Below are 20367 nucleotides of genomic sequence, written 5' to 3'. Positions count from 1 at the left end.
GTCGGCGACGCGTACGACAACGCCCTGATGGAGAGCACGATCGGCCTGTTCGAAACCGAGTTGATCAAGCCACAGCGGCCCTGGAAGACCCTCTCTCAGCGGGTGGACCGTGAGGCGGTGCTGGAGCGTTTCGTGGACGGACTGTCGGGCACCGATGAGGAGTTGCTGCGCCGGATGCTCGGGCCGGGCCCGGACCAGAGCCGGTAGGGGCACGGGCACATCAGATGCGCGTCGTTGTCTATCTGCCGTTGTTGCTGCCGCTGCTCGCGGCGCGGGGGCGCGGTTGTTGAGCGGGCGGTGCGAGCCGCGGCTGGCCACCTGGCTGCTGACCGTCTCCGCCGTGGTGGTGGCCGCGTCGGGCACCGTCTCGCTGGCCCTGCTGGCGCTGACCGGGCTGATCCGCATACCCGTGCTCGCCGGGCTGGGCCACTGGTCGCCGGCGGCTGCCCGGCAGGATGCCCCGGCCGGGCTGTCCGTCGCCGTGGCCGCCGGGCTGCTGCTGGCCGCGGCCGTCGTCGTCGCGTCGCGGATGCTGTGGCGTCGGGCGAGGACGCTGGCGGGCGCGGTGCTGGACGCGGCGTGCATGCCGGCGCCGGACGGCCTTGTGGTCGTCGACGACCCGGCGCCGGAGGCGTTCGCCCTGCCGGGGGCTGCCCGGCCGTGTGGTCGTGTCCACCGGCATGCTGGACGCCCTCGACGACATGGAGCACGGCATTCTGCTCGCTCACGAACGCGCCCATCTGGCCGGTCACCACTACGCGTTCGTCGCCCTCGCGCAGTTCGGCGCCGCGGCGAATCCGCTGCTGCGCCCGCTGGCTGCGGCCGTGACGTTCACCATCGAGCGGTGGGCCGACGAACGCGCCGCCACGGTCGTCGGCGACCGCCGGGGCGTTGCCCGCGCCGTCGGCAAGGCCGCCCTGGCCGCCCGCCACGCGCCGGGACGCTCCCGGCACCCTGGGGCCGCCATGGGGGTGCTCGGGGTACTCGGCCGTCGCGGCCCGCTGGCCTCCGCGGGCCCCGTCCCGCGGCGCGTTGCCGCCCTGCTCGCCCCGCCGGTGGCGGATCGCACCGTCCCGGCCCTGGTCACGGCGGTGGTGCTGGGCGTCGCGGTGTGGTGCACCGCCGAGGCCGCCCATGATCTGCACGTCCTGCTGAAACTGGTCGGCGCCTGGTGACAGTGCCGGTTGCCCGCCACAGGGCGGGGCACCAGCACATCCAGGGAACGCCGCTGCGGTACGGCTCAGCGGATGCGGGCTCGGCCCCGGGCCCGGGGTGGGTCGCGGTGCGGCGGTTGTCTGTGCCTGCACTGCCGCGGGCCCGGCAGACGGTGGTGAAGGGCCGGGAGACCTTTTCTGCGGCCGACGGCGGCGCTTTCGGTGGGGTTGGGCTTCCTGCCCGTGTCGGGGGCCGCCGCGGGGCTGGGACCGGTGGCGACCGGGGCGGTGGTCTCGGTGCTGGCGGCATGCGCGGCGGTGGTCCAGCCGCAGGCCGGCCGGGCCCTGGACAGAGACAAGTTGGCCGCGGAGGCGGGGCGATGCTGCCGGGGCCCGTCCGGTGTGGGCTTGCCGCCGTGCTGATCGGAGTGGGGACCGGGCTGATCACTCCGCTGGGCTTCGTGGCGCTGGCCGTCTCTGCCCCGGCCGGGCGTATCGAGCTGATGATGGGGGTGGCGGAGCTGGGGGACGCGGGCGGCCTGCTGCTGGTCGCCGGTGTCGCGGCGGCCGCGACGCTGACCGGTGGTTTCGCGGTGCTGGCGGCCGTGACCGCGGCTGCGGCCCGGGCGGTGTCCCGACGCGCAGGCGGTGGGCCGGAGCCGGCGCTATCCCGAGCCCTGAGCCGGCTTCGGGGTGGTCAGCGGGTGTGGTGGCGGCGGAGCAGGTGCCGGGCGATCAGCGCGGCGGCCAGGACGCCGAGGCCGATCAGGGCGTAGGTCTGGTAGCGGGTGATCTGCTGGTAGATCGGCCCGATGTCGGTGCCTGCCACGTAGCCGAGTGCTGACCACAGGCCGACCCACAGGGCGGCGCCGAGGGTGTTGAAGGCGAGGAAGCGGGGCCAGGGCATGCCGGTGGTTCCGGCGATGATGCCGTTGGCCTGGCGCAGTCCCTCGATGAAGCGGGCGACGGTGACGACCGCGGCGCCGTTGCGGGTGAAGAAGTCCTCGGCACGCTGGAAACGCTGCGGGGTGAGGAGGACGTAGCGGCCCCAGCGGTGGACGAAGGCCCGGCCGCCGCTGCGGCCGATCAGGTAGCCGACGTTGTCCCCGGCGATCGCGGTGATCAGGGCGATGATCGCGACGGCGGCGATGTTCAGCTGCCCGGCCCCGGCGTAGACGGCGGCGGCGATCAGGATGGTCTCGCCGGGGACGGGGATGCCGAAGTCCTCCACGAAGACCAGTACGCCGACGGCGAGGTAGCCGTAGTGGTCCAGCAGCGGGGCCAGGTGGGCCAGCGGGCCGGGCAGCGGTGGGGCCATGCGTCAATCCTCCTGCCAGGGCCGGCCGCGGTCAGGTCCAGCCGGTCAGCTTGCCGCGGTGGTGGCGGGCGCGGTGGTGGTGAGCACCGGCCGCAGCGGGGTGCGGGTCAGCGTTTCCAGCAGCCGTGCTGCCGGCCTGTGCAGGGCGGCGTATCCGGCGAGGACGACGGTGGCGCCGACGGCCAGGCCGACGAGGACGTCGTGGGGGTAGTGGACGCCGACCCAGACGCGGGAGGCTGCCATCAGCAGCGCGGCGGCCGAGGCGAGTACGCCCAGGCGCCAGTTGATCAGCAGCACGGCCATCGCGACGGCGCCGGCCATGGCGGAGTGGTTGCTGGGGAAGGAGTAGTCGCTCGCGGCGGGGCACGGCTCGACGGTGAAGGAGTGCGGCAGCGCCCGGCAAGGGCGGACCTCGCTGACCAGGGTCTTGAGTGTGGCGTTGACGGCCAGGGCGGCGGCGATGGTGACGGGCGCGCACAGGGCGGCGGTCATGGCCCGGGGGCCGGTGCGGCGGGCGGACCACCAGGCGGCTGCCAGCAGGACGCCGAAGAGCAGAACACCGTAGGTGGTCCAGAGGTCCACGGCGGTGTTGAGCCAGCCGGGGGTGTGCCGGGCGGCGTCGGTGACCTTGGTGTACCAGTCGCCGTCGAAGGACGGGCCGTCGAAGGCGGACAGCGGGCCGGAGGCGGTGGCCGCAAGGTGATCGAGAGGCAAGGGGGCTCTTTCCCGCCGCCCCGCCCCGCGCGTGGCGCCGCGGGGCGGGTGTATACGGCAGTCGGGCAGACAATCGTCTACACGCACGTAAAAGTTAACTTCTACGCGACTGTAGATGATGAACGAGGGATGGCCAAACCCTCAACCCCCGGGTCTGCATACCGACTCGCTGCCCGGAGCGCCCGGTTGAAGCAAGCGGGCGGCGGCCGTGCCCGGCCGCCGCCCGTGCGCGCATGGGGGTCAGCGGCCCGCTGGGGTGAGGTCGTCGAGCGGGTCGGGGGTGCCGGCCGGTGCCGGCTGTGCGGTGGCGGCCGACTGTCCGGCGGCTGCGGTGCGGCGGCGCAGGATCCAGCGGATCAGGGCGGGGGCGGCGAGGACCATGAGGAACAGGCGTAGTGCCTGGACGGCGAAGACGAGGGTGACGTTGGCGTTGGACGCGCTGGCGGTGGCCAGGACGGCGTTGATGCCGCCGGGGGTGGTGGCGAGGTAGGCGTCGACCAGGGTGATGTGGGTGAAGGCGGTGACGGCCCAGGCGAGCAGGCCGCAGGCCGCGGTGGTGGCGGCGGAGTACAGCAGGACCTTGGGCAGCAGTCGGCCGAGGGTGCGCAGGGTGTCGCGGGTGAAGCGCAGGCCGACCTCCAGACCGATGACGGTGAAGGCCAGTTCGCGGGCCAGCTCGGGGGGCTGGCTGCCGTATCCGGCGGCGGTCGCGACCGCCGCCAGCAGGACGGGGCCGAGTAGGGCGCCGGCGGGCAGTCGCAGCCGTACGCCGAGGATGCCGCCGGCGATCGCGGCGGCGGCCAGGAAGGCGTACCCGGTAACCGAGTTCTCGACCTCGATCTCGTCGGCGCCGAGCAGGCCGAAGCCGGCGCTGTGCGGGGCGAGGAGGAATCGGACCAGCAGCGGGGTGCTGAGCACGACCAGGGTCAGGCGTACGTACTGCATGAACGCCACCACGCGGCCGTCGGCGCCCAGGTCCTTGGCGGTGGCCACGATCGCCGCCGAGCCGCCCGCGACCATGCCCAGTGCGGCGGTGCGCTCGTCGATGGGGCTGCGGCGGGCGAAGGTGAACCCGGCGGCGAGGCTGAGCGCGAGGGTCGCCAGGGTCACGGCGAGCAGCGGGAGCAGGGCGGGGCCGCTGCTGCGCAGCGCGTGGACGTCGAAGTAGGTGCCGATCACCACGCCGACGACGGCCTGCGCGGCGGTGTGGACCCGGGGCGGCATGCCGGTGGGCAGGAGTCCGGACAGGGCGGCGGTGATGCCCCACAGGACGGCGGACAGCAGGTGCGGGGCGGGCAGGCCGATCTCTTCGGCGGCCTTGCCGGTGAACCAGACGACGGCCGCCAGCGCCACCCACACGGCGGTGCGCGGCGCGGCGGCGCGCAGCCGCGCTACCGCGCCTTCGGGAGCGGAGGCAGGGGATTGCTCGGCCGTACTCGACGGCGAGAACAGGGGCACGGTGGCTCCAGGGTCTAAGGAGTCGAAGGTGCAGCAGGAGGAGAGCTGTCCGCGCCGAGACACATGCCCGCCCGCCCCGCCGCAGGACATGGGAGGGCATGCGGGCATGGCACACCTCGGAGACAGCAATTTCTACACGCGTGTAGAAGTAACTGTGACTGTAGGGGACCGGCACGGGAGGCGGCAACTCGGCGACCGTCGACTCGGCAGCCAACTGGGCCGTCAGGCGAACCAGATGATGCTGCCAACCCCGGCGAACAGGCAGTAGACCGCGAACGGAGTGAGGGTGCGGGTGGTGAAGTAGCGGGACAGGAAGCGCACGGCGACGTACGCGCAGATCCCGGCGGTGAAGAAACCGGCGATGACCTGGCCGTGGATGTGCGCGCCCGCGGGCCCGGCCAGGCTGGGCATCTTCAGGACGCCCGCCGCGAGGATGACCGGCGTGGCCAGCAGGAAGGAGAACTTGGCGGCGTCCTCGTGGTCCAGGCCGCGCAGCAGCCCGCCGACCATGGTGATCCCCGACCGGCTGATCCCGGCGAACAGCGCCAGCGTCTGGAACAGGCCGATGACCCCGGCCTCGCGGTAACTCAGCGTCTCCAGCCGCCGGGAACCGGCCCGCGGAAGCGTGTCGGCCGCGACTGCCGCCCCGGGACCGGCGCTCAGGCTCGCGGAGCGGGCCTCGGCGCCGCGCCGCAGACGCTCGCCGACCAGCAGTATCAGCCCGTTGACGGTCAGGAACACCGCGGCAGCCAGCGGCTTGGCGAACAGAGTGCGGAAGGTGTGCTCCAGCGCCAGCCCGGTGACGCCGACCGGGATAGTGGCCACCACCAGCAGCCAGGCGAGCCGCTCGGCCGAGGTCTGGACCGAGCGGGAGCGCAGCGAGGAGACCAGGGCCCGGATGATCCGGACCCAGTCCTTGCGGTAGAAGATGAGCAGCGCGCAGGCGGTCGCGACGTGCAGGGCAACGACGAAGGCCAGGTAGGGGGAGGCTTCAGAGTCGCCGGTGGAGGTCTCGGTGACCAGGTGCTGCCACGAGCCGCCGATCCAGGCGGGCAGCAGCACGGAGTGGCCGAGGCTGGAGACCGGGAAGAGCTCGGTCACGCCTTGCAGGGCGCCGATGACGACGGCCTGCAGGTAGGACAGTTCAGTCACGGGGGATTCCTCGTCAAGATTCGAGAGCGAGGGGGTGGGCCGCCGGGCGCAGGGCGCACTCGGGGGACACTTCTTCTACGCGGGTGTAGAAGTTCTACGCGAATGTAGAAGGCGGCGGAGCGAGCCGCAACCGATGCAGGTGAACACCGGGCGACCGTCCCATGACAGCGGGGCCGCGCCGCGCGGGCGGATGTGGCTGCGGTACGCGGCGCTCTTCACCGCCGCCTTCCAGGTCCACGGCATCGCCGCTGACCTCGCGCGCCCACCTCCGACCAGGCGGAGTCGCCGGGAAACTGCCGGCTCCCTTCCAGCGCCCATGCGTCCACCGCGAGGTACCCGAGCCTGCGGCGGAGCTCAGCGGCGAGGTCGTGCAAGCGCATCCGGCATGGGAATCGACAGGGCAGGGACCTGCCGAACAATAACTCCTAGATGTTGGTGAGGATTACGGGGTGTGAGGTCGTGCCCGGCGATCGCGGCGAGCTGTTGTGCCGTGGTCACGGTGAGGGCGCCGACCGGGACCGTGTACCCGAGCCCGGTGAGTACGGGTGTGGCCTCCCGGACGGTCGCGCCGATCCGGCTCTTGGCCAGGCCGGTCGCCTCGGCGAGTGGCGTCTGGGCCATGGTCCAGGGCTTCGTGAGGAGGAAGACGACAAGCTGGTCGGCGACGGAGAGTCGTCTGCTGCCGGCGCCGGGCCCGCCGTCGGGGCGTTTGCCGGGCAGGAAGATCGGCGGGTGCTCGGCACACCAGGCTTGGTAACGGGCGGCGAGATCGTCGAAGGCGGCGGGTTCGAGTCCGGTGAGGCTGGGGTGCCGCAGCCACATGGGGAGCTTGTCGCCGGTGGGAAAGCGTCCGAACTCGACGCTGGGCGGGGACAATTCAGGAGCGAGCGGTTCGGGGCGCAACGTGTAGTTCCACGTGCCGTGCCACTCGTGCGGCGTGAGAGGAAGGCGTTCCATGACGGTGTCGGGGATGGTGACGCCGGTGGGGTAGGCGCCGGGGTCGAGCTCGGCGTGGACGGACAGTCCGCTGCGTGTCGTGGTCGCTCCGATGGTGCTGACGACGACTTCGTGGCTGGTCAGGGCCCTGCCACGCCAGTTGATGCTGATCTGTGAGAACAGCCGGTGCTCTATTTTGTTCCATTTCGATGTTCCCGGTGGAAAGTGACAGACAGTCACTTCAAGGCCCGTCTCGTAGGCGAAGTCCGCGAGATCCTTCTTCCAGGCGCGCACACGGTAACCGTTGGAGCCTCCGGCGTCGGCGGTGACCAGCAGGCGGGAGGCGTGCGAGTAGCGGCAGCGCCCCTCACCGTTCCACCAGCGGCGCAAAGTGGCCACCGCGAAGGCAGAGGTGTCCCCGTCGCAGCCCACCGACACTCAGCCTGCGTCCGCGCCGATGTCGTAGATCCCGTACGGCACCGCTTTCTGGGCGCCCTTCTCGGGGAAGTCATGTGCGCGGACCTGCACCGGCTGTCCGGCACGGTGCCACTCGCGTCCGATGACCGCGTAGTTGCCCAGCGTCTCCTTCTTCTTGGCATCCACGCTGATGACCGGCTGCCCGTCGGCGAGGTACTCCGTGACCTGGTCATTGATGTAGCGGAACTGGGCGTCCCGGTCCGGATGCCGGGCTCCCTCGGTGGTCCTGGAGGTGCCCTGCAGAGAGAAGCCCTCCGCCTTCAACAGCGCGGCCACCGTGTCCGAACCGACCCGGTGCCCCTGACGCGTCAGCTCGGCCGCCAGATTCCGTGTGGACTTCACCGTCCACAGCAGCGGAGATTCCGGGTCACCCCGCTGGTTCGGCTCGACCAGCGCCAGCAACGCGGGCACCAGCCCCGGATCGGCCTCCCGCAAGGGCTTCCGACCCGCGCCCGGTGCCCGGACCCGGCCAGCGGGCTCCTCCGCGTGCTCCAGCTCCCGCTTCCCGCGCGACACCGTGGACTCCGCCACCCCGGCCGCTCCGGCCACCATGCGGATCCCGCCGTGGCCCAGAACGCGGGCCGCGGCGCCCAGCGTCAGGCGCTGCTGGCGCTCATCGAGATGCGGCAGCAACAGCCCGAACGCCTCCACCAGCTCTGCCTTCGTGCCCTCCGACACTCCTGCATCCTACGACCCAACAGCCCACGAAAACCGCAGAGTTATTGTTCGGCAGGTCCCTGGGCATTACCCGCGTGGGCTGACGGATCGCCAACTTCCAAGTGCGGCAAGTTCGGTGGACCAGCCATGTCGAGTTGTATCAGCCGGGCCTGTGGCATGGTTTGACTTCGGTCAGCAGGGAGCACTGAAATTTCCTTGAAGGCCTATGGGCTCGCAGTCATGCTCCTGACTGCCAGGGATAAGTGATATTCGTCTCACGCGCATCTCTGAACCGCTGTAGCACCGTCGGTCGTTTCCTTGTTGCAGCAATGGCTGTACATCATCGTCCCGGCGGCAAGGAAACGCTGTCTCGTCGCAACATCTCGCGAGATGTTGCGACGTTCTGGTTCACTATTGTGTGCCGGGCTGTTTGCGCATGGAAGATTGGCAGGAAATGTTCAAATGGACCCGCTGGCGACTTTTCGCGGTCGCCCTCATGGCGGCCATGGGAGTAAGCGTCGTGGCCGCGACGTCGGCTTCCGCATCTCAGTTCCCGTGGAGTGGCGCACAGAGTCCCAGTAACATGGTTTCTGGTGACACCCCCGCTGTCGCCGCAGTGCCCAACACCACCACCGAGCTGAGAATCTGGCGCGGCGAAGGTAGTGGGGCTACGGCCCTTTACTGGTCATTCAATGGGGGTGCGGCCCAAGAAATACCGGGCGGCGCTCAAACGTCCAATGCGCCCACACTGGCCGTCTTTAATGACCACATGGTCGCTCTCCATCGCGGAGTGGATAATCGAATCTACTATCAGCTGTTCGACTACGACTTTCACTACTGGACTGGTTCCTGGGTTGCTCTGCCCGCCAGTGTGACGACCCTCGGAACGCCGTCGGTGACAACATTCGCGGGCGGTACCCAGCTCTACGTGGTCTGGCGTGGCACGGAAAGCCACATGTACCTGGGGTACCTCGACGAAAACTGGAACTGGACCGGCATGGGCCAGGTCGCCGGTAACGGTGTAACCATGAGTTCTCCCGCCATCGCGCAGATGGGGAGCATAACCTCCGCTCCTAACAACATGGGCGACTTCCTTGTGGTCGTGCATCGAGGGACCAACAATAGGGTCTACATTCAGATCGGAGTCGTTCCTCGGGGTAGTAATGCCGTCACTTGGAATCCGGAGTGGATCGAACTGCCTGGCGGCTGGCAAACAAACGCGAGGCCCGTCATCGCCTCTACGGGACCCACGAGTGGGCATGCTCAGGTCGGGATCGAGACCCAGGACGGTGTACTGGCCTGGATGGATCTCGATGTGGATGAAAGTGCTAATACGATCCATACGGGAAACTGGATCAGGGACGCGTACAACACTGCCATCAATGCGGCTCCATTCTTCTATGCGGTGGGACTCACGATCTATGCCGCCGCAATGCTGCAAAACGGCCACAGGATGACTGAGAAGCGAACGTACTGACCTCGATCTTGCGTGAGGGTCCGTCGACGGAGTCGGCGGGCCTTTTCGGTTTCCGGGGCGGGTGGTGAGCAGGCCGGTGGCCTGTCAATCCCCTCGAACTGTGGAGACCTTCTGATCGGCCAGCTCCACGGCGGAGTTGGCCCGGTGGTCGTGCTCGTAGTCGATCGGACTCTTGAACCCGCACAGGCTGTGTAGTCGGTGCGTGTTGTAGAAGCCGGTGATCCAGGTCGCGATCCGCAGTCGGGCCTCGGTGCGGGTGGCGAACGTGTACCGGTGGACTTACTCGACCTTGAGCACGCTGTTGAACGCCTCGCTGACGGCGTTGATGCCCCTATGGATGTCAAGCGGCGTCTCGGGCTGGGGCCGTGCGGTCTGCCAGGGGGGTTTGGGGGACGATGATTCGGTAGATCTCTCGTGCGACGTACCGTTTGAGGCAGCGGATGATCTCGCGGCGCGTTTTGCCCTCGGCGAGGCGTCGGCGCATGTAGTCCTGGGTGCGGCTTTCCCAGCGCAGGCGACTGAGGAGGATCCGGAAGAGGGCGGCATCGGCCTGGCGGTCACCGCCCCGGTTGAGCCTGCGACGCTGGGTCTTGCCGGAGGAAGCCTCGACCGGGCTGGTGCCGCACAAGGCGGCGAAGGATGCCTCGTTGCCCAGGCGTTCGGGGTTGTCCCCGGCAGCGATGAGCAGGGCCGCGGCGCTGTCCGGGCCGACGCCGTTCACCTCGAGCAGTCCCGGAGTGCCGTCAGCGTCGAAGATGTCGATCGTGCCCTTGCCGGCTACCTGCCCCCGGGCTTCGATGACCTTGTGGGCGAGGTGGAATCCGTCCATGGACGCGGCCACCGTCAGCCCCGGGCTGTGGAGGCGCGGACCACCCCGCCTGCGCGGGGACCACGCCCGCGAGCGTGCGGCCTGAACCAGACAGGGCGTCAAAGCGCGGAACGCGGCGCGGTTTCACGGCAGTTGAGCGTCGACTTGACCCCTTTTGCATCATTCCATGTCGCGATCCCGACCGATGAAACGTGATCTTTAACAGTCAACCTCTTGACCGGTAAATGAAATAACCACCCCAATGGCTCCCTGGGGGATTGAAACATTCCATGGCCTGCCTCGCCGATGTGCGGGGCGGACAGGCCGAGGCAGGAACGGAGCAACAGGGTTGAGGACGTCAGCAGAGCAGGGACCCGCGAGACGGCGAAGAGCGATCGCCGGTCCGCAAGGACCCGCAGTCGCCGTGCCGTCGGTAACAGCCATTCGGCTGACTGCCGCTGATACCCCCTCGGACACCGCTGTCGATCAGGCATCCGCGCCGTCCGCCACGACATCAAAGGTCTCTTCCCGGCACACCCGCGGCACGCCCAAGACGGGTGCGACAACCTTCTTGGACCTGCGCCGTGCCGAGATCAGGCCAGTCACCGGCCTACGTTTCGCGCAGGCAGCTTCTGGCGGCTACAGGCCCTCGGATCCGTCCCCTCCCGGCACCGGCAGCAGCATCCGACCGCGACGAAGCGGCGGCACTGCGCTGCCGGCCCCGAAACGGCTCGCCTGACGAGCCGTACCCCCGAAGCGTGCTGAAGGGGCTTTTCATCGTCGAGTGGTACCGATGAGGCGAGTCCTTCCGAGGGCGAGCCTCAAGCAGAGCGCCAGGGTCCGGTCCGGGATGTTCCCGACCGCGAGACACCCACCGGCCAAGCCATCCTCCACTCCGACGTCCCACGACCTCGACGAAGGATTTCCCGTCATGGTGAGACGCGGGCGCCCTCGCGCCCTTGTAACGATTTTTATATCCGTCTGCCTCGGCCTGCTTGCCGCGGTCCAGACGCCCGCAGTCGCCGCCGCATCGACGACTCATACCCGGCAGGCCGCCACCCGCCGGCCGCGAACGTGCCCGAACCGCGAGCCGCGCTGCCCGCTTCCTCGAAGAAGCAGGCGCCGGAAAACGCTGATTACCAGCCGGCCGACTGCTACCACCCCACGGGTGAAGTGAACTGCTTCGCGATGGTGCGGACGTCCGGCCATCGCGTGATGGCCGACGCGGACGAGCCGCCGGCCAGCGCGTTGACCCCTGCGGACATCCAGGCCGCCTACCACCTGCCGGCCACCGGCCAGGGCCAGACCGTCGCTATCGTGGACGCCTACGGCTATTCCTCCGCGGAGTCCGATCTCACGGTTTTCCGTCGGCAGTACGGGCTTTCCGCCTGCACCACGCAGAGCGGCTGTTTCCGCAAAGTCGACCAGCGGGGCAGCACCGACTACCCGCCGGACGATTCCGGCTGGGCCCAGGAGACCGCGCTCGACCTGGACGCCGTCTCGGCGGCCTGTCCCGCCTGCAACATCTTGCTGGTCGAGGCGGACTCCAACGTACCGTCCGATCTGGGCGCCTCCGTCAAGACCGCGGTAGCACTCGGCGCCAAGTTCGTGTCCAACTCCTACGGCTTGTCGGATGCCGTCGCGGCCGGACGCGTGAACGACGCCGACTACGATCATCCGGGCGTCGTGGTCACCGCGTCGAGCGGCGACATCGGCAACATCGTCGAGTGGCCGTCCTCCGACCCGAACGTCGTCGCGGTCGGTGGCACGACCCTGACCGCGGCCCCCGGCAGCTCGCGCGGGTGGACCGAGACGCCGTGGTCCCAGGGTGGAAGCGGGTGCTCCTCGTTCGAGCCGCGGCCCGTGTATCAGAGTGAACTGGCGACCGACTGCGCGAACAGGGCGACAGCGGACATCTCCGCAGTCGCGGACCCGAACACCGGCCTGGCGGTGTACAACTCCCTTGAAGGCGGCTGGGTTCAGATCGGCGGCACAAGCCTGTCGTCGCCGCTGATCGCCGCGATGTACGCGCTGGCGGGAGCCCCTGCCCCGGGAACCTATCCGGTGACGTACCCCTACATCCACGCCCGCAGCGACCTGTTCGACGTCACCGCGGGCTCCAACGGGACCTGCGGCACCGTACTGTGCACCGCCGGCCCCGGCTGGGACGGGCCCACCGGGCTCGGCACGCCGAACGGTGTCGCCGCCCTGGCCATGGGTGCGCAGGGAACCGTCAGCGGAAAGGTCACGAACAACGCGGGCGGCGCTCCCGTCGCCCAAGTGCCCGTCGTGTTGACGGACGCCACCCACCAGCTCACGTTCCGTGCGATCACGGACAGCACGGGTCAGTACCAGGTCAGTGTGTCCGCCGGTACGTATGACCTGTCGGTCTCGGTGTTCGGATACGGAAAAGGGACGGTCAGCGGCGTCGTGGTGGCAGCCGGCGGGAGAACCACCGCGGACGTGACACTCACGAAGAAGCCGAAGCGCACGGTGACGGGCACGGTCACGGACTCCGGCCACGGCTGGCCGCTCTACGCGAGGATCACCATCGACGGCGACCCCGACGGGCCGGTGTACACCGATCCCAGGACCGGTACCTACTCGATGGCCCTGCCCGAGCAGACCGAGTACGCGATGGACGTCACGCCGGTCTATCCCGGGTACACGCCGTCCGACACGACGCTCGCGCTCGGCGCGAGCGACCTCCGCCGCAACGTCACCGTCAAGCCGGACACCACGCAGTGCACCGCACCCGGATACGGGTACCCCGCGCAGGCCGACTTTGACGGATGGACCACGGCCCCAAAGTACGGCTGGACCGTCACCGACCACGGCACGTCCGCGAAGGGCTGGCAGTTCGACGACCCCGGCGGCCGAGGGAACCTCACCGGAGGCACGGGCGGCTTCGCGACCGCTGGCTCCCAGAGCAACGGCGTGGCCGAGGACACGGACCTGACCTCGCCGCGGTTCAACCTGGCCGGGTGGAAGAGCGCCGATCTCAGGTTCAACGCGGCCGCCGCGCTCGTGGCAGGCTCCGAGGCCGACGCGTCCGTCACCACCGACGGCGGCAGAACGTGGAAGCAGGTGTACCGCGCCGTCGACGGTGTCGACGGATCCGTAGATGTCCCGCTCACGCAGGCACTCGGCCACCGCGATGTCCAGGTCCGCTTCCACTTCAGCGGCCAGGACCAGTCGTTCTTCCAGCTGTCGAACGTGTCGGTCGGCCAGTGCCGAGCACTCGGCGGCGGACTGATCGAGGGCGAGGTCATCGACGCCAACACCCACCAGCCGCTGAACGGCGCGACGGTGACGGACACGTCCGCTCCCGTGACGGACGCCTTCGCCACCACGGTCAGCAAGACCACCCCGGACGACGCGAACCTGCCTGACGGCTTCTTCTGGCTGTACAGCCCGAAGGCGGGCGGCCACACCGTCACCACGACGGCGCCGCGGTACACGACCACCCATGCCACCGTCACCGCGTCCGGCGCCGTACACGTCTACAACCCCGTCATGAAGGCGGGCCGGTTGAAGGTCACGCCTGCCGACCTGTCGCTGAAGACCGGGCTCGGGAGCAAGGCGAGCAAGGACGTCACCCTCACCAACACCGGCACCGCGCCCCTCAAGGTCTCGGTGTACGAGCAGAACGTCGGCTCACCCGGAACCACGCCGACGGCGGCGGCCGACGGGTCGTGGCAGAGCCTGCCTGATTACCCCGATCCAGTCATCGAAAACGTCGTGGGCTCCTATGAGGGCAGGACGTACTCGGTGGGCGGGACAATGAACGTGTTCGGCGGAGGCATGCTCGGGCAGTCCGCGCTCGTCAAGCACAACTACGTGTACGATCCGGCAGCCGGGTCCTGGGCACGGATTGCCGACCTGCCCGAGCTGCGGACGGCCGCCACAGGCGCGTTCGTGGACGGCACGCTGTACGTTGTCGGGGGCTTGGACTACCCCCCGACGGGAGGAAGCGGCACGGTGGAGTCCACCACCTACGCGTACCACCCGGGCAGCGACAGCTGGTCACGGGTCGCGGATCTGCCGCAGGCGTTGGACCTCTCCAACGCCGCCGTATTCGATGGCAAGCTGTACGTGATCGGCGGCCAGACGGCCACAGAGAGTTCGACGGCCGCCTACCGCTACGACCCGGCCGGCAACACCTGGACCCGGATCGCCGACTACCCGACCGCCATGGACTCGGGCGGTTGCGGCGGGATTGTCGGCGGTATCGTGTGCGCGGGGGGCGAGACCGAACGGCAGGGGCACGTCACTGCCTTGGCGAGCACCTACGTCTACCACCCGAAGACGGACACCTGGACGCATGCCGCCGACATGCCGTACAACGACTACCTCGGGTCGTACAGCTCCGCAGGCGGTGAACTCCAAGTCGCCGGAGGCCGGACCATTCCCGGCGGACAGACCCACCGGGCCGTGCAGTACGACCCGGTGGCCGATGTCTGGACGAACCTGCCCGACGCCCCCACGGCCGTCGACGGTGCGGGGCGCGGCACCGGTTGCGGACTGTCCCTGATCGGAGGGGCGACCGGGCCCATGCCCATCGGCACCACCGGCGTCAAGACCCTGACCGGGTTCGACCAGTGCGGGGGCGATGACGTGAACTGGCTGTCGGAGAGCAGGACCACGGTGAACCTGGCACCCGGCCACTCGGCTCGGATACGGGTCACCGCCGACGCCGGCGTCCTCGCGACCCCGGGCGACTACGCGTCGGCACTGTCCCTGATCACCGACTCGCCTTACCCGAGTCACCCCGTCCCGGTCACCCTCCGGTCGACCGCGCCCGCCTCCTGGGCGCGGATCTCCGGCACGGTCACCGACGCGATCACCGGCAACGCCCTTCCCGGGGCTGCGATCGTTCTGTCCGATGCGGGCAGGCACCTGATCACGGTGACGACCGACAGCCGCGGCCAGTACGACGTGTGGCTGCCTCCGGCAACGCTGACCATCACCGCCGGCGCCGACGGACATGCCGGCACCAGCCGGCAGGTGACCACGAAGCCAGGCAGCGAGACGAAGGTGAACTTCACCGTGTCAACTACCGCACAAAGAGCTGCCGTTCCGCCACGCCGACCACTGGCGTAGCGAAGCAAGTCTGCGCCCGGGCCGGACACCGGAGGTCAGTCCACCCCCTGCCCAGGCGTAGCTCATCAACGGCCGCTGCACTGACCCAAGTCGGCGGCGCCGAGCTCGTTCTGTCCGTCTGCGGAGGCTTTGCGCAGCTGGCGGTGGAGGGCGACGACATCCTCGGGGTCGGGGGTCAGTGCGGGGGCCGGATGATGCGGGCCGGGACGCCACTGATTGGACGAGACGGGAACGCCGCGGGGTGCCGTGGAGTGGCCGGCGATGTGAGCGCGCCAGTGGTGTTCTTCGGCCAGGGTGCGCCGTCGGGTCCAGCGTGCCGGGAAGATGCCGCGGCGGTGCCAGCCCGTGGGCACGGGGGCGAAGGTGATGCGTCCTTCGAGACGGAGCTGGTCGAGGTGGAAGGCTCCGGAGAAGAGGCGGTCGGTCAGGTCGATGTCGGTCAGGACGAGGTGCGCGGCGTCTACTCCCTTGTATGGAGGACAGCCGTGCCCCGACACGCAGGTATGTCAGTGGGTGCCTGTTTCTGAACCCGAAGGGTCTCTTGCCGCACTGGGGTTATGCGTATAACGTCGACTGTGCAGGCATGTCCGTCACCGTTCCCGGAGAGGAGGCCCCCAGATGACCATGACTGGCGGGAGCCGCCATCTGTGGATATTCGGTGATCACTCGTATCTCAGCCAGTTCTACGGCTGACAAGTCGGTTCAGCTCCAGGGCACACATGTGCCCACCTCACCGACCTCGTCAGCCAAGGAATCTCGTCATGACAACAACCGTCCCCGTCCGCTGCACGATCCCCCACGACGACACCCAGTGGGCCGCCCGTCACATGCCGCTGCTCGCGGCCACCATGCAGACCCACTCGGCCGCGTTCGCGGGACGGCGCATCGGGATCTGTCTGCACATCGAGCCGAAGACCGCTGTTCTGGTGTCCTTCCTGGCTCAGGCGGGCGCGCAGGTCACCCTGACCGGTTCCCCCGGTACCACTCAAGAGGACACCGCGGACGCCCTGCGCGCAGCCGGCGTCACCGTCATCGGCCACCGATCGGACGACCTCGACCAGCACCGCGGGAACATCGCGCAGGTACTGGACTCCAGGCCGGACCTCATCCTCGACAACGGTGCGGACCTTATCGAGGCCGTGATGGCTCGAGGGGGTCTTCCCGGCGTCATCGGGGCCACTGAGGAGACCACCACGGGCGGCCTGCACATCCGATCCTGGAGCTCCCCGCCGCCCTTCCCCGTAGTCGTCATCAACGACAGCCGGCTCAAATTGCTGGTCGAGAACGAGTTCGGCGTCGGCCAGAGCGTTGTCCAGGGCTTCATGAACGCCACCAACCTCATGCTGCCCGGTGCGCATGCGACCGTTGTCGGCTATGGGCCCTGCGGGCGGGGGGTCGCCGACACACTTGCCCATCTGGGCGCCCGGGTCGCGGTGGCGGACATCGACCCTTACCGTGCTCTGGAGGCACTGATGGCGGGTCATCAGGTCGGAGAGCTGAGCGAGCTTCTGCCCCGGACCCAGTTGCTCTTCCTGGCCACCGGCCACCCGGGAGTGATCGGCACAGCCGAGCTGGACGTCCTGCGGGACGGTGCGGTGATCGCCGGGGTCGGACACAGGCCGTGGGAGCTGGACACGGACGCGCTGGCCGAGCGCACGCGGGCCGTGCACCGATCGGGCGCCAGCGGGCAGGAACGAGCCGTCCACCGCCTCGACGACGGTCGTGAACTGGTCGTGCTCGCCGATACCAAGATGATCAACCTCACGGCGGCCAAGGGCAATCCGATCCAGGCGATGGACCTCGGACTCACCCTCCAGGCCCGCAGCCTTGCCGCGCTTGCCACGACCACGGATCAGTCTCTCAGCCCGGGCGTGCAGGCCGTCCCCGAGCCCATCGACAGGAGCGTCGCCACCGACCTGGTGTCCATGCTGAGCCACATCTGAGGTCCATCGAAACCCGGGTGGCCCGCCCCGCCAGGCCGGGCCACCCGGAATCGCCTTCCCCCTGAAAGACGTGACCAGGCTGGGTGCGCCGTGGGAGAGTCGAAGGGCTGGGAACGCGGTGGGAACGGGGTGGCGGCGGTCCGGGCGACCGTCGGTCCCTGTCGTTCTCGAGATGCCGGCTGGTTGGTACGGCGGGACTGCCTGCTGGTGATGCGCCTGGTCATGAGCGTGATGGCGGCCCAGGTGATCAGGGACTCCGAGTGTTGGATGAGCCGTTCGTAGTCGCGGGCGTGTCGGCGGGCGTGCGTGATCCAACGGCCATCTCAGCCCCGACGAATACGAACGCCGACACACCGCTGAACTCATGCTCGCCGCGTGATCAATAACCGCGTGCCCACCTTCATGGGGGAAGGCCCGGGGCGTTGTGCAGACCGTATGCCCATCGCCCAAGAGGGAACCCACCGATCCCGGCTTCAACTCCTTCGAGGATCGCGTGGTTGACAACACGGACACATGTCTCACGCCCGTTCGCTACTGCCCGTTACAGCCGACCGACTCCGGTAACCCGCGAGGCCGGTTACCGGAGTCGGCAGACCGGCAATGGCCGGATCGCGTACGCGGTGTGCCGCCGGTTATTGCGGTGCCGATGGTGACCGGCGGTAAGCGGTCTCAGTACTTGCCGGACGTCTTCCAGTAGACGTAGTAGTTCACGTCCGTGGCGTTCATTTCGACATCATCGTGATTCGTGGACAGTGTGACGTTCGTCCAGCTGCCGCCGGAGGACTCGGGCGCGAAACCGAACCATACGAACCCGCCGGGCTGGGTGGAGTCCCTGTAGAAGGAGCCGACGTACGCCCGATTTCCGTCGGTGCCGCTGATGGCGACCTGGCCCGCACCGTCGTTGGTCAGGGCGAGGGCCGGCGTCCGCTGCGTCAGGTAAGCGGAATGATCACCCAGCTGGCGGGGCTCCGACCACTCCGAGTGCCCGTACTGCTGGGTCGCGAGGTTCACCACGTTGTCCGTCCCCGTCCACGCGAGCGCGATGCGTCCGAAGGAGGAGTTGTACGCAATGGCGGGCGCCACGTTGCTCTGCGCGTAGGGGATGTACGCGGGGCCGCCCCAGTTGTTGGGGTACCGGTCGCTGCCCACTCCGTTGAAGTACACGCCGTAGAGCTGGTTGCTGTTGGAGCTTCGGTAGGCCAGATAGACGGACTCACCGCCGGGGAGCGCGGTCACGGCGGGAGGCTGGTTGGTCGGCGTCACGACGTTTCCGGGGACCACCTGGAAGTTGCCCAGGGTCAGTACGTTTCCGGTCGTGGTGATTCCGGCGTAGTAGATCCGCCCGTTCGAGCCGGTGTGGTAGATCCGGAAGCCGTACTCCGTGGATATGACCTGAGGGGTGGCCCCGGTCGTGGCGCCCGGCCAGGCGTGCCAAGGGCCGTTGTTCAGTGAGATTCCGATGCTGTTGTCGAAGTTGCGCCACACCTGGACGAGGTTGCCGTTCGTGTCGCGCGCTTCTGTCATGCCCAGTGACTGGAGGCGCACCCCGCCTTCGTACTGCTGGTGCCACCCGCTTTCCTCGCCCGGCTGTGCGGCAAAGGACGTTGTCTGTGTGGCTGCGGTGATACCGAGCGCGGCGATCGCCGTGACCGCCGCTGCCATCCACTTCCTTTTTCTGGAACGGGGCAGTGATTTTCTGGCAGACGCCTTCAGGAAACGCATGACAGGTACTCATTTCTCATGGGTTGACACGTCGAGTCGGCGCGACGGCGACTGCCGATCGGCAGGCGGTCCCAGGGGTGTGTGGCGCCGGAGAGTGCGGAAGCGCGGCCGGCCGGTGATTCCCGGGTCGGGATATCAGGGCGCGCGGCCGCGACGGAAATGTTTGCCGCTTCAAAAACATATCATGAGGATGTCTTTGATCATCTACATGGGGTAGGAGCCAGGTGGGGTGGCCTCGGCGGCCGCTACCTTCCCGGCGTGACCGTCACCAGACACGCCGTTGACGCGAGGTCTTCGGCGACGAGACCGTGGCCGCCGCCGTGATCGACCGCCTCGTCCACCACGCCGAGGTCCACTCTCTCAAAGGCGACTCCTACCGCATGCGCGGACGCCAACTCGGACGCGTCCCCACCGCGACACACGACTCCGACTGAACACCGGCAACCAGACCCGGTGGGTCAGAACTCGACCGCCCAAACCGGGTCAGGATTCAGGTTCGTGATCGCCGAGCTGGTGCCCTCCGTGGCTCCGGCACCAAATGTCATCCAGAACCAGGATTCAGCCGCCGCCGACATCAACACGCTCGCGAGGAGCCTGGGGCAAGGGGGAAGGACTCGGACCGTGTCGGTCTGGCGGCGCTGCAGACAATCTGTACCCAGCTCACCGTGGATGTCGGGGCGGCCGCAGAGGAAGAACCGTGGTCCCAGCTGTCTCAGTCGTGCGCCCCGGCGCCGCCTTCCGGGCGCTGGGGCGCTCCGCTTTCCGGGTGGGGCCGCCTCCAGCGTCCCGGAGCCCCACGTGCGGGGCTCCGGGACGTCAGGAGGCGGCAGCGCTACCTGGCCCGCTCGGTTCGGGCGTTCCGGCGGGTGGGGTGCTGGTGGTGTGGCGGTGGACGTTGGCCGTCAAGCGCCGGACGAGGTCCTGGGCGCTGGTGATCTCGGCGGGGGTGAGCCCGATGGCGTCGCCGATGGCGGGCGGGATGCTCGCGATGTGCCGGTGCAGGGCGGTGCCCTCGGCGGTGAGGGCGACTTCGACGACGCGTTCGTCGTCGGTGCGGCGCCTGCGTGTGAGCAGGCCGTTCGTCTCGAGGCGTTTGATCAGCGGGGTGACGGTGCCGTAGTCCAACTGCAAGGTGGCGACGAGGTGTTTCACCGTCATGGCGCCGTGCTCCCCGAGAGCGACCAGGACCAGGTACTGAGGGTAGGTCAGGCCGAGGGGGTCCAGGAGCGGCCGGTAGGCCCCGGTGATCGCACGGGAAGCCGCGTACAGCGAGAAGCACAGATGGTCGTCCAGCAGCGGCGGCCGGAGAACCGGCCCCGGCTCCGGTCCCGGCTCGGGCATGTCCTGGTCGTCACTCATGGCTCGGTTCCCCTTCACTTCACGGTCGGCTCAGGCCCTCACCACCCTCGCATCACCAAGAGCTCAAAACAATCGTCCACAACTAACTT

The 20367-nt window shown here is 68.8% G+C and carries 12 protein-coding genes and 5 pseudogenes; 6 read left to right on the top strand and 11 right to left on the bottom strand.

Features of this window, described 5'->3' with window-relative positions:
• Window positions 1-207 (top strand): annotated as a pseudogene (locus ACZ7OO_RS41475) (hypothetical protein); the annotation flags it as partial.
• A 31-nt stretch (window positions 208-238) separates the two neighbouring features.
• Here ACZ7OO_RS41475 and ACZ7OO_RS41470 read toward each other — a convergent pair.
• Entirely contained in the window at window positions 239-682 is a 444-nt protein-coding gene (locus ACZ7OO_RS41470; RefSeq protein WP_471512584.1) for a hypothetical protein, read from the bottom strand.
• On the opposite strand from ACZ7OO_RS41470, the gene ACZ7OO_RS41465 reads away from it, so the two are divergent.
• Entirely contained in the window at window positions 669-1175 is a 507-nt protein-coding gene (locus ACZ7OO_RS41465) for a M48 family metalloprotease (protein WP_471512583.1), read from the top strand. The genes ACZ7OO_RS41470 and ACZ7OO_RS41465 overlap by 14 nt on opposite strands.
• A gap of 676 nt (window positions 1176-1851) precedes the next feature.
• On the opposite strand, the gene ACZ7OO_RS41460 is transcribed toward ACZ7OO_RS41465, so the two are convergent.
• From ACZ7OO_RS41460 to ACZ7OO_RS41440, 5 genes and pseudogenes are all read right to left on the bottom strand, one after another.
• A complete protein-coding gene (locus ACZ7OO_RS41460) occupies window positions 1852-2472 on the bottom strand; it encodes a DedA family protein (protein ID WP_471512582.1) in 621 nt (206 codons plus the stop codon).
• Between the two features lie 45 nt (window positions 2473-2517).
• Complete coding sequence (locus tag ACZ7OO_RS41455) at window positions 2518-3186, bottom strand: phosphatase PAP2 family protein (protein WP_471512581.1); 669 nt, start codon at window positions 3184-3186, stop codon at window positions 2518-2520.
• A 240-nt stretch (window positions 3187-3426) separates the two neighbouring features.
• Window positions 3427-4644 (bottom strand): AbrB family transcriptional regulator, encoded by a 1218-nt coding sequence (locus tag ACZ7OO_RS41450; RefSeq protein WP_471512580.1) that lies wholly within the window; start codon window positions 4642-4644, stop codon window positions 3427-3429.
• A 222-nt stretch (window positions 4645-4866) separates the two neighbouring features.
• Window positions 4867-5796: an undecaprenyl-diphosphate phosphatase gene (locus tag ACZ7OO_RS41445; protein WP_471512579.1), complete on the bottom strand. Its 930-nt coding sequence runs from the start codon at window positions 5794-5796 to the stop codon at window positions 4867-4869.
• A gap of 354 nt (window positions 5797-6150) precedes the next feature.
• A pseudogene (locus ACZ7OO_RS41440) lies at window positions 6151-7860 on the bottom strand (ISAzo13 family transposase).
• Between the two features lie 442 nt (window positions 7861-8302).
• On the opposite strand from ACZ7OO_RS41440, the gene ACZ7OO_RS41435 reads away from it, so the two are divergent.
• Window positions 8303-9343, top strand: coding sequence for a hypothetical protein (locus tag ACZ7OO_RS41435; protein ID WP_471512578.1), 1041 nt, complete (start codon window positions 8303-8305; stop codon window positions 9341-9343).
• A gap of 84 nt (window positions 9344-9427) precedes the next feature.
• Here ACZ7OO_RS41435 and ACZ7OO_RS41430 read toward each other — a convergent pair.
• Window positions 9428-9610: pseudogene (locus tag ACZ7OO_RS41430) on the bottom strand (hypothetical protein); the annotation flags it as partial.
• A gap of 73 nt (window positions 9611-9683) precedes the next feature.
• Window positions 9684-10079: pseudogene (locus ACZ7OO_RS41425) on the bottom strand (transposase); the annotation flags it as partial.
• Between the two features lie 1146 nt (window positions 10080-11225).
• On the opposite strand from ACZ7OO_RS41425, the gene ACZ7OO_RS41420 reads away from it, so the two are divergent.
• The gene (locus ACZ7OO_RS41420; protein ID WP_471512577.1) at window positions 11226-15254 is read left to right on the top strand and encodes a carboxypeptidase regulatory-like domain-containing protein; all 4029 of its coding nucleotides are present in this window, start codon (window positions 11226-11228) and stop codon (window positions 15252-15254) included.
• Window positions 15255-15319: 65 nt separating this feature from the next.
• Here ACZ7OO_RS41420 and ACZ7OO_RS41415 read toward each other — a convergent pair whose 3' ends face one another.
• On the bottom strand, window positions 15320-15751 hold the full coding sequence (locus ACZ7OO_RS41415) for a hypothetical protein (protein ID WP_471512576.1): 432 nt from the start codon (window positions 15749-15751) through the stop codon (window positions 15320-15322).
• A 264-nt stretch (window positions 15752-16015) separates the two neighbouring features.
• Between ACZ7OO_RS41415 and ACZ7OO_RS41410 the strand changes: the two genes are divergently transcribed.
• On the top strand, window positions 16016-17197 hold the full coding sequence (locus ACZ7OO_RS41410; RefSeq protein WP_471512575.1) for an adenosylhomocysteinase: 1182 nt from the start codon (window positions 16016-16018) through the stop codon (window positions 17195-17197).
• A gap of 669 nt (window positions 17198-17866) precedes the next feature.
• Here ACZ7OO_RS41410 and ACZ7OO_RS41405 read toward each other — a convergent pair.
• A complete protein-coding gene (locus ACZ7OO_RS41405) occupies window positions 17867-18859 on the bottom strand; it encodes a hypothetical protein (RefSeq protein WP_471512574.1) in 993 nt (330 codons plus the stop codon).
• 359 nt (window positions 18860-19218) lie between these two features.
• Here ACZ7OO_RS41405 and ACZ7OO_RS41400 point away from each other — a divergent pair.
• Window positions 19219-19353 (top strand): annotated as a pseudogene (locus ACZ7OO_RS41400) (ATP-binding protein); the annotation flags it as partial.
• Between the two features lie 382 nt (window positions 19354-19735).
• On the opposite strand, the gene ACZ7OO_RS41395 reads toward ACZ7OO_RS41400, so the two are convergent.
• The gene (locus ACZ7OO_RS41395) at window positions 19736-20260 is read right to left on the bottom strand and encodes a MarR family winged helix-turn-helix transcriptional regulator (protein WP_471512585.1); all 525 of its coding nucleotides are present in this window, start codon (window positions 20258-20260) and stop codon (window positions 19736-19738) included.
• Window positions 20261-20367 lie beyond the last annotated feature (107 nt).

This window comes from Streptomyces sp. NPDC111744 (assembly GCF_055634995.1).
The sequence above is the reverse complement of the archived record's forward strand: the minus strand, read 5'-3'. Positions and strand labels throughout refer to the sequence as shown.

Coding starts and splice junctions, on each gene's coding strand:
- ACZ7OO_RS41470 (WP_471512584.1), bottom strand. CDS start 682: ATGCCGGTGGACACGACCACACGGCCGGGCAGCCCCCGGCAGGGCGAA.
- ACZ7OO_RS41460 (WP_471512582.1), bottom strand. CDS start 2,472: ATGGCCCCACCGCTGCCCGGCCCGCTGGCCCACCTGGCCCCGCTGCTG.
- ACZ7OO_RS41435 (WP_471512578.1), top strand. CDS start 8,303: ATGGAAGATTGGCAGGAAATGTTCAAATGGACCCGCTGGCGACTTTTC.
- ACZ7OO_RS41410 (WP_471512575.1), top strand. CDS start 16,016: ATGACAACAACCGTCCCCGTCCGCTGCACGATCCCCCACGACGACACC.
- ACZ7OO_RS41405 (WP_471512574.1), bottom strand. CDS start 18,859: ATGGCAGCGGCGGTCACGGCGATCGCCGCGCTCGGTATCACCGCAGCC.
- ACZ7OO_RS41395 (WP_471512585.1), bottom strand. CDS start 20,260: ATGCCCGAGCCGGGACCGGAGCCGGGGCCGGTTCTCCGGCCGCCGCTG.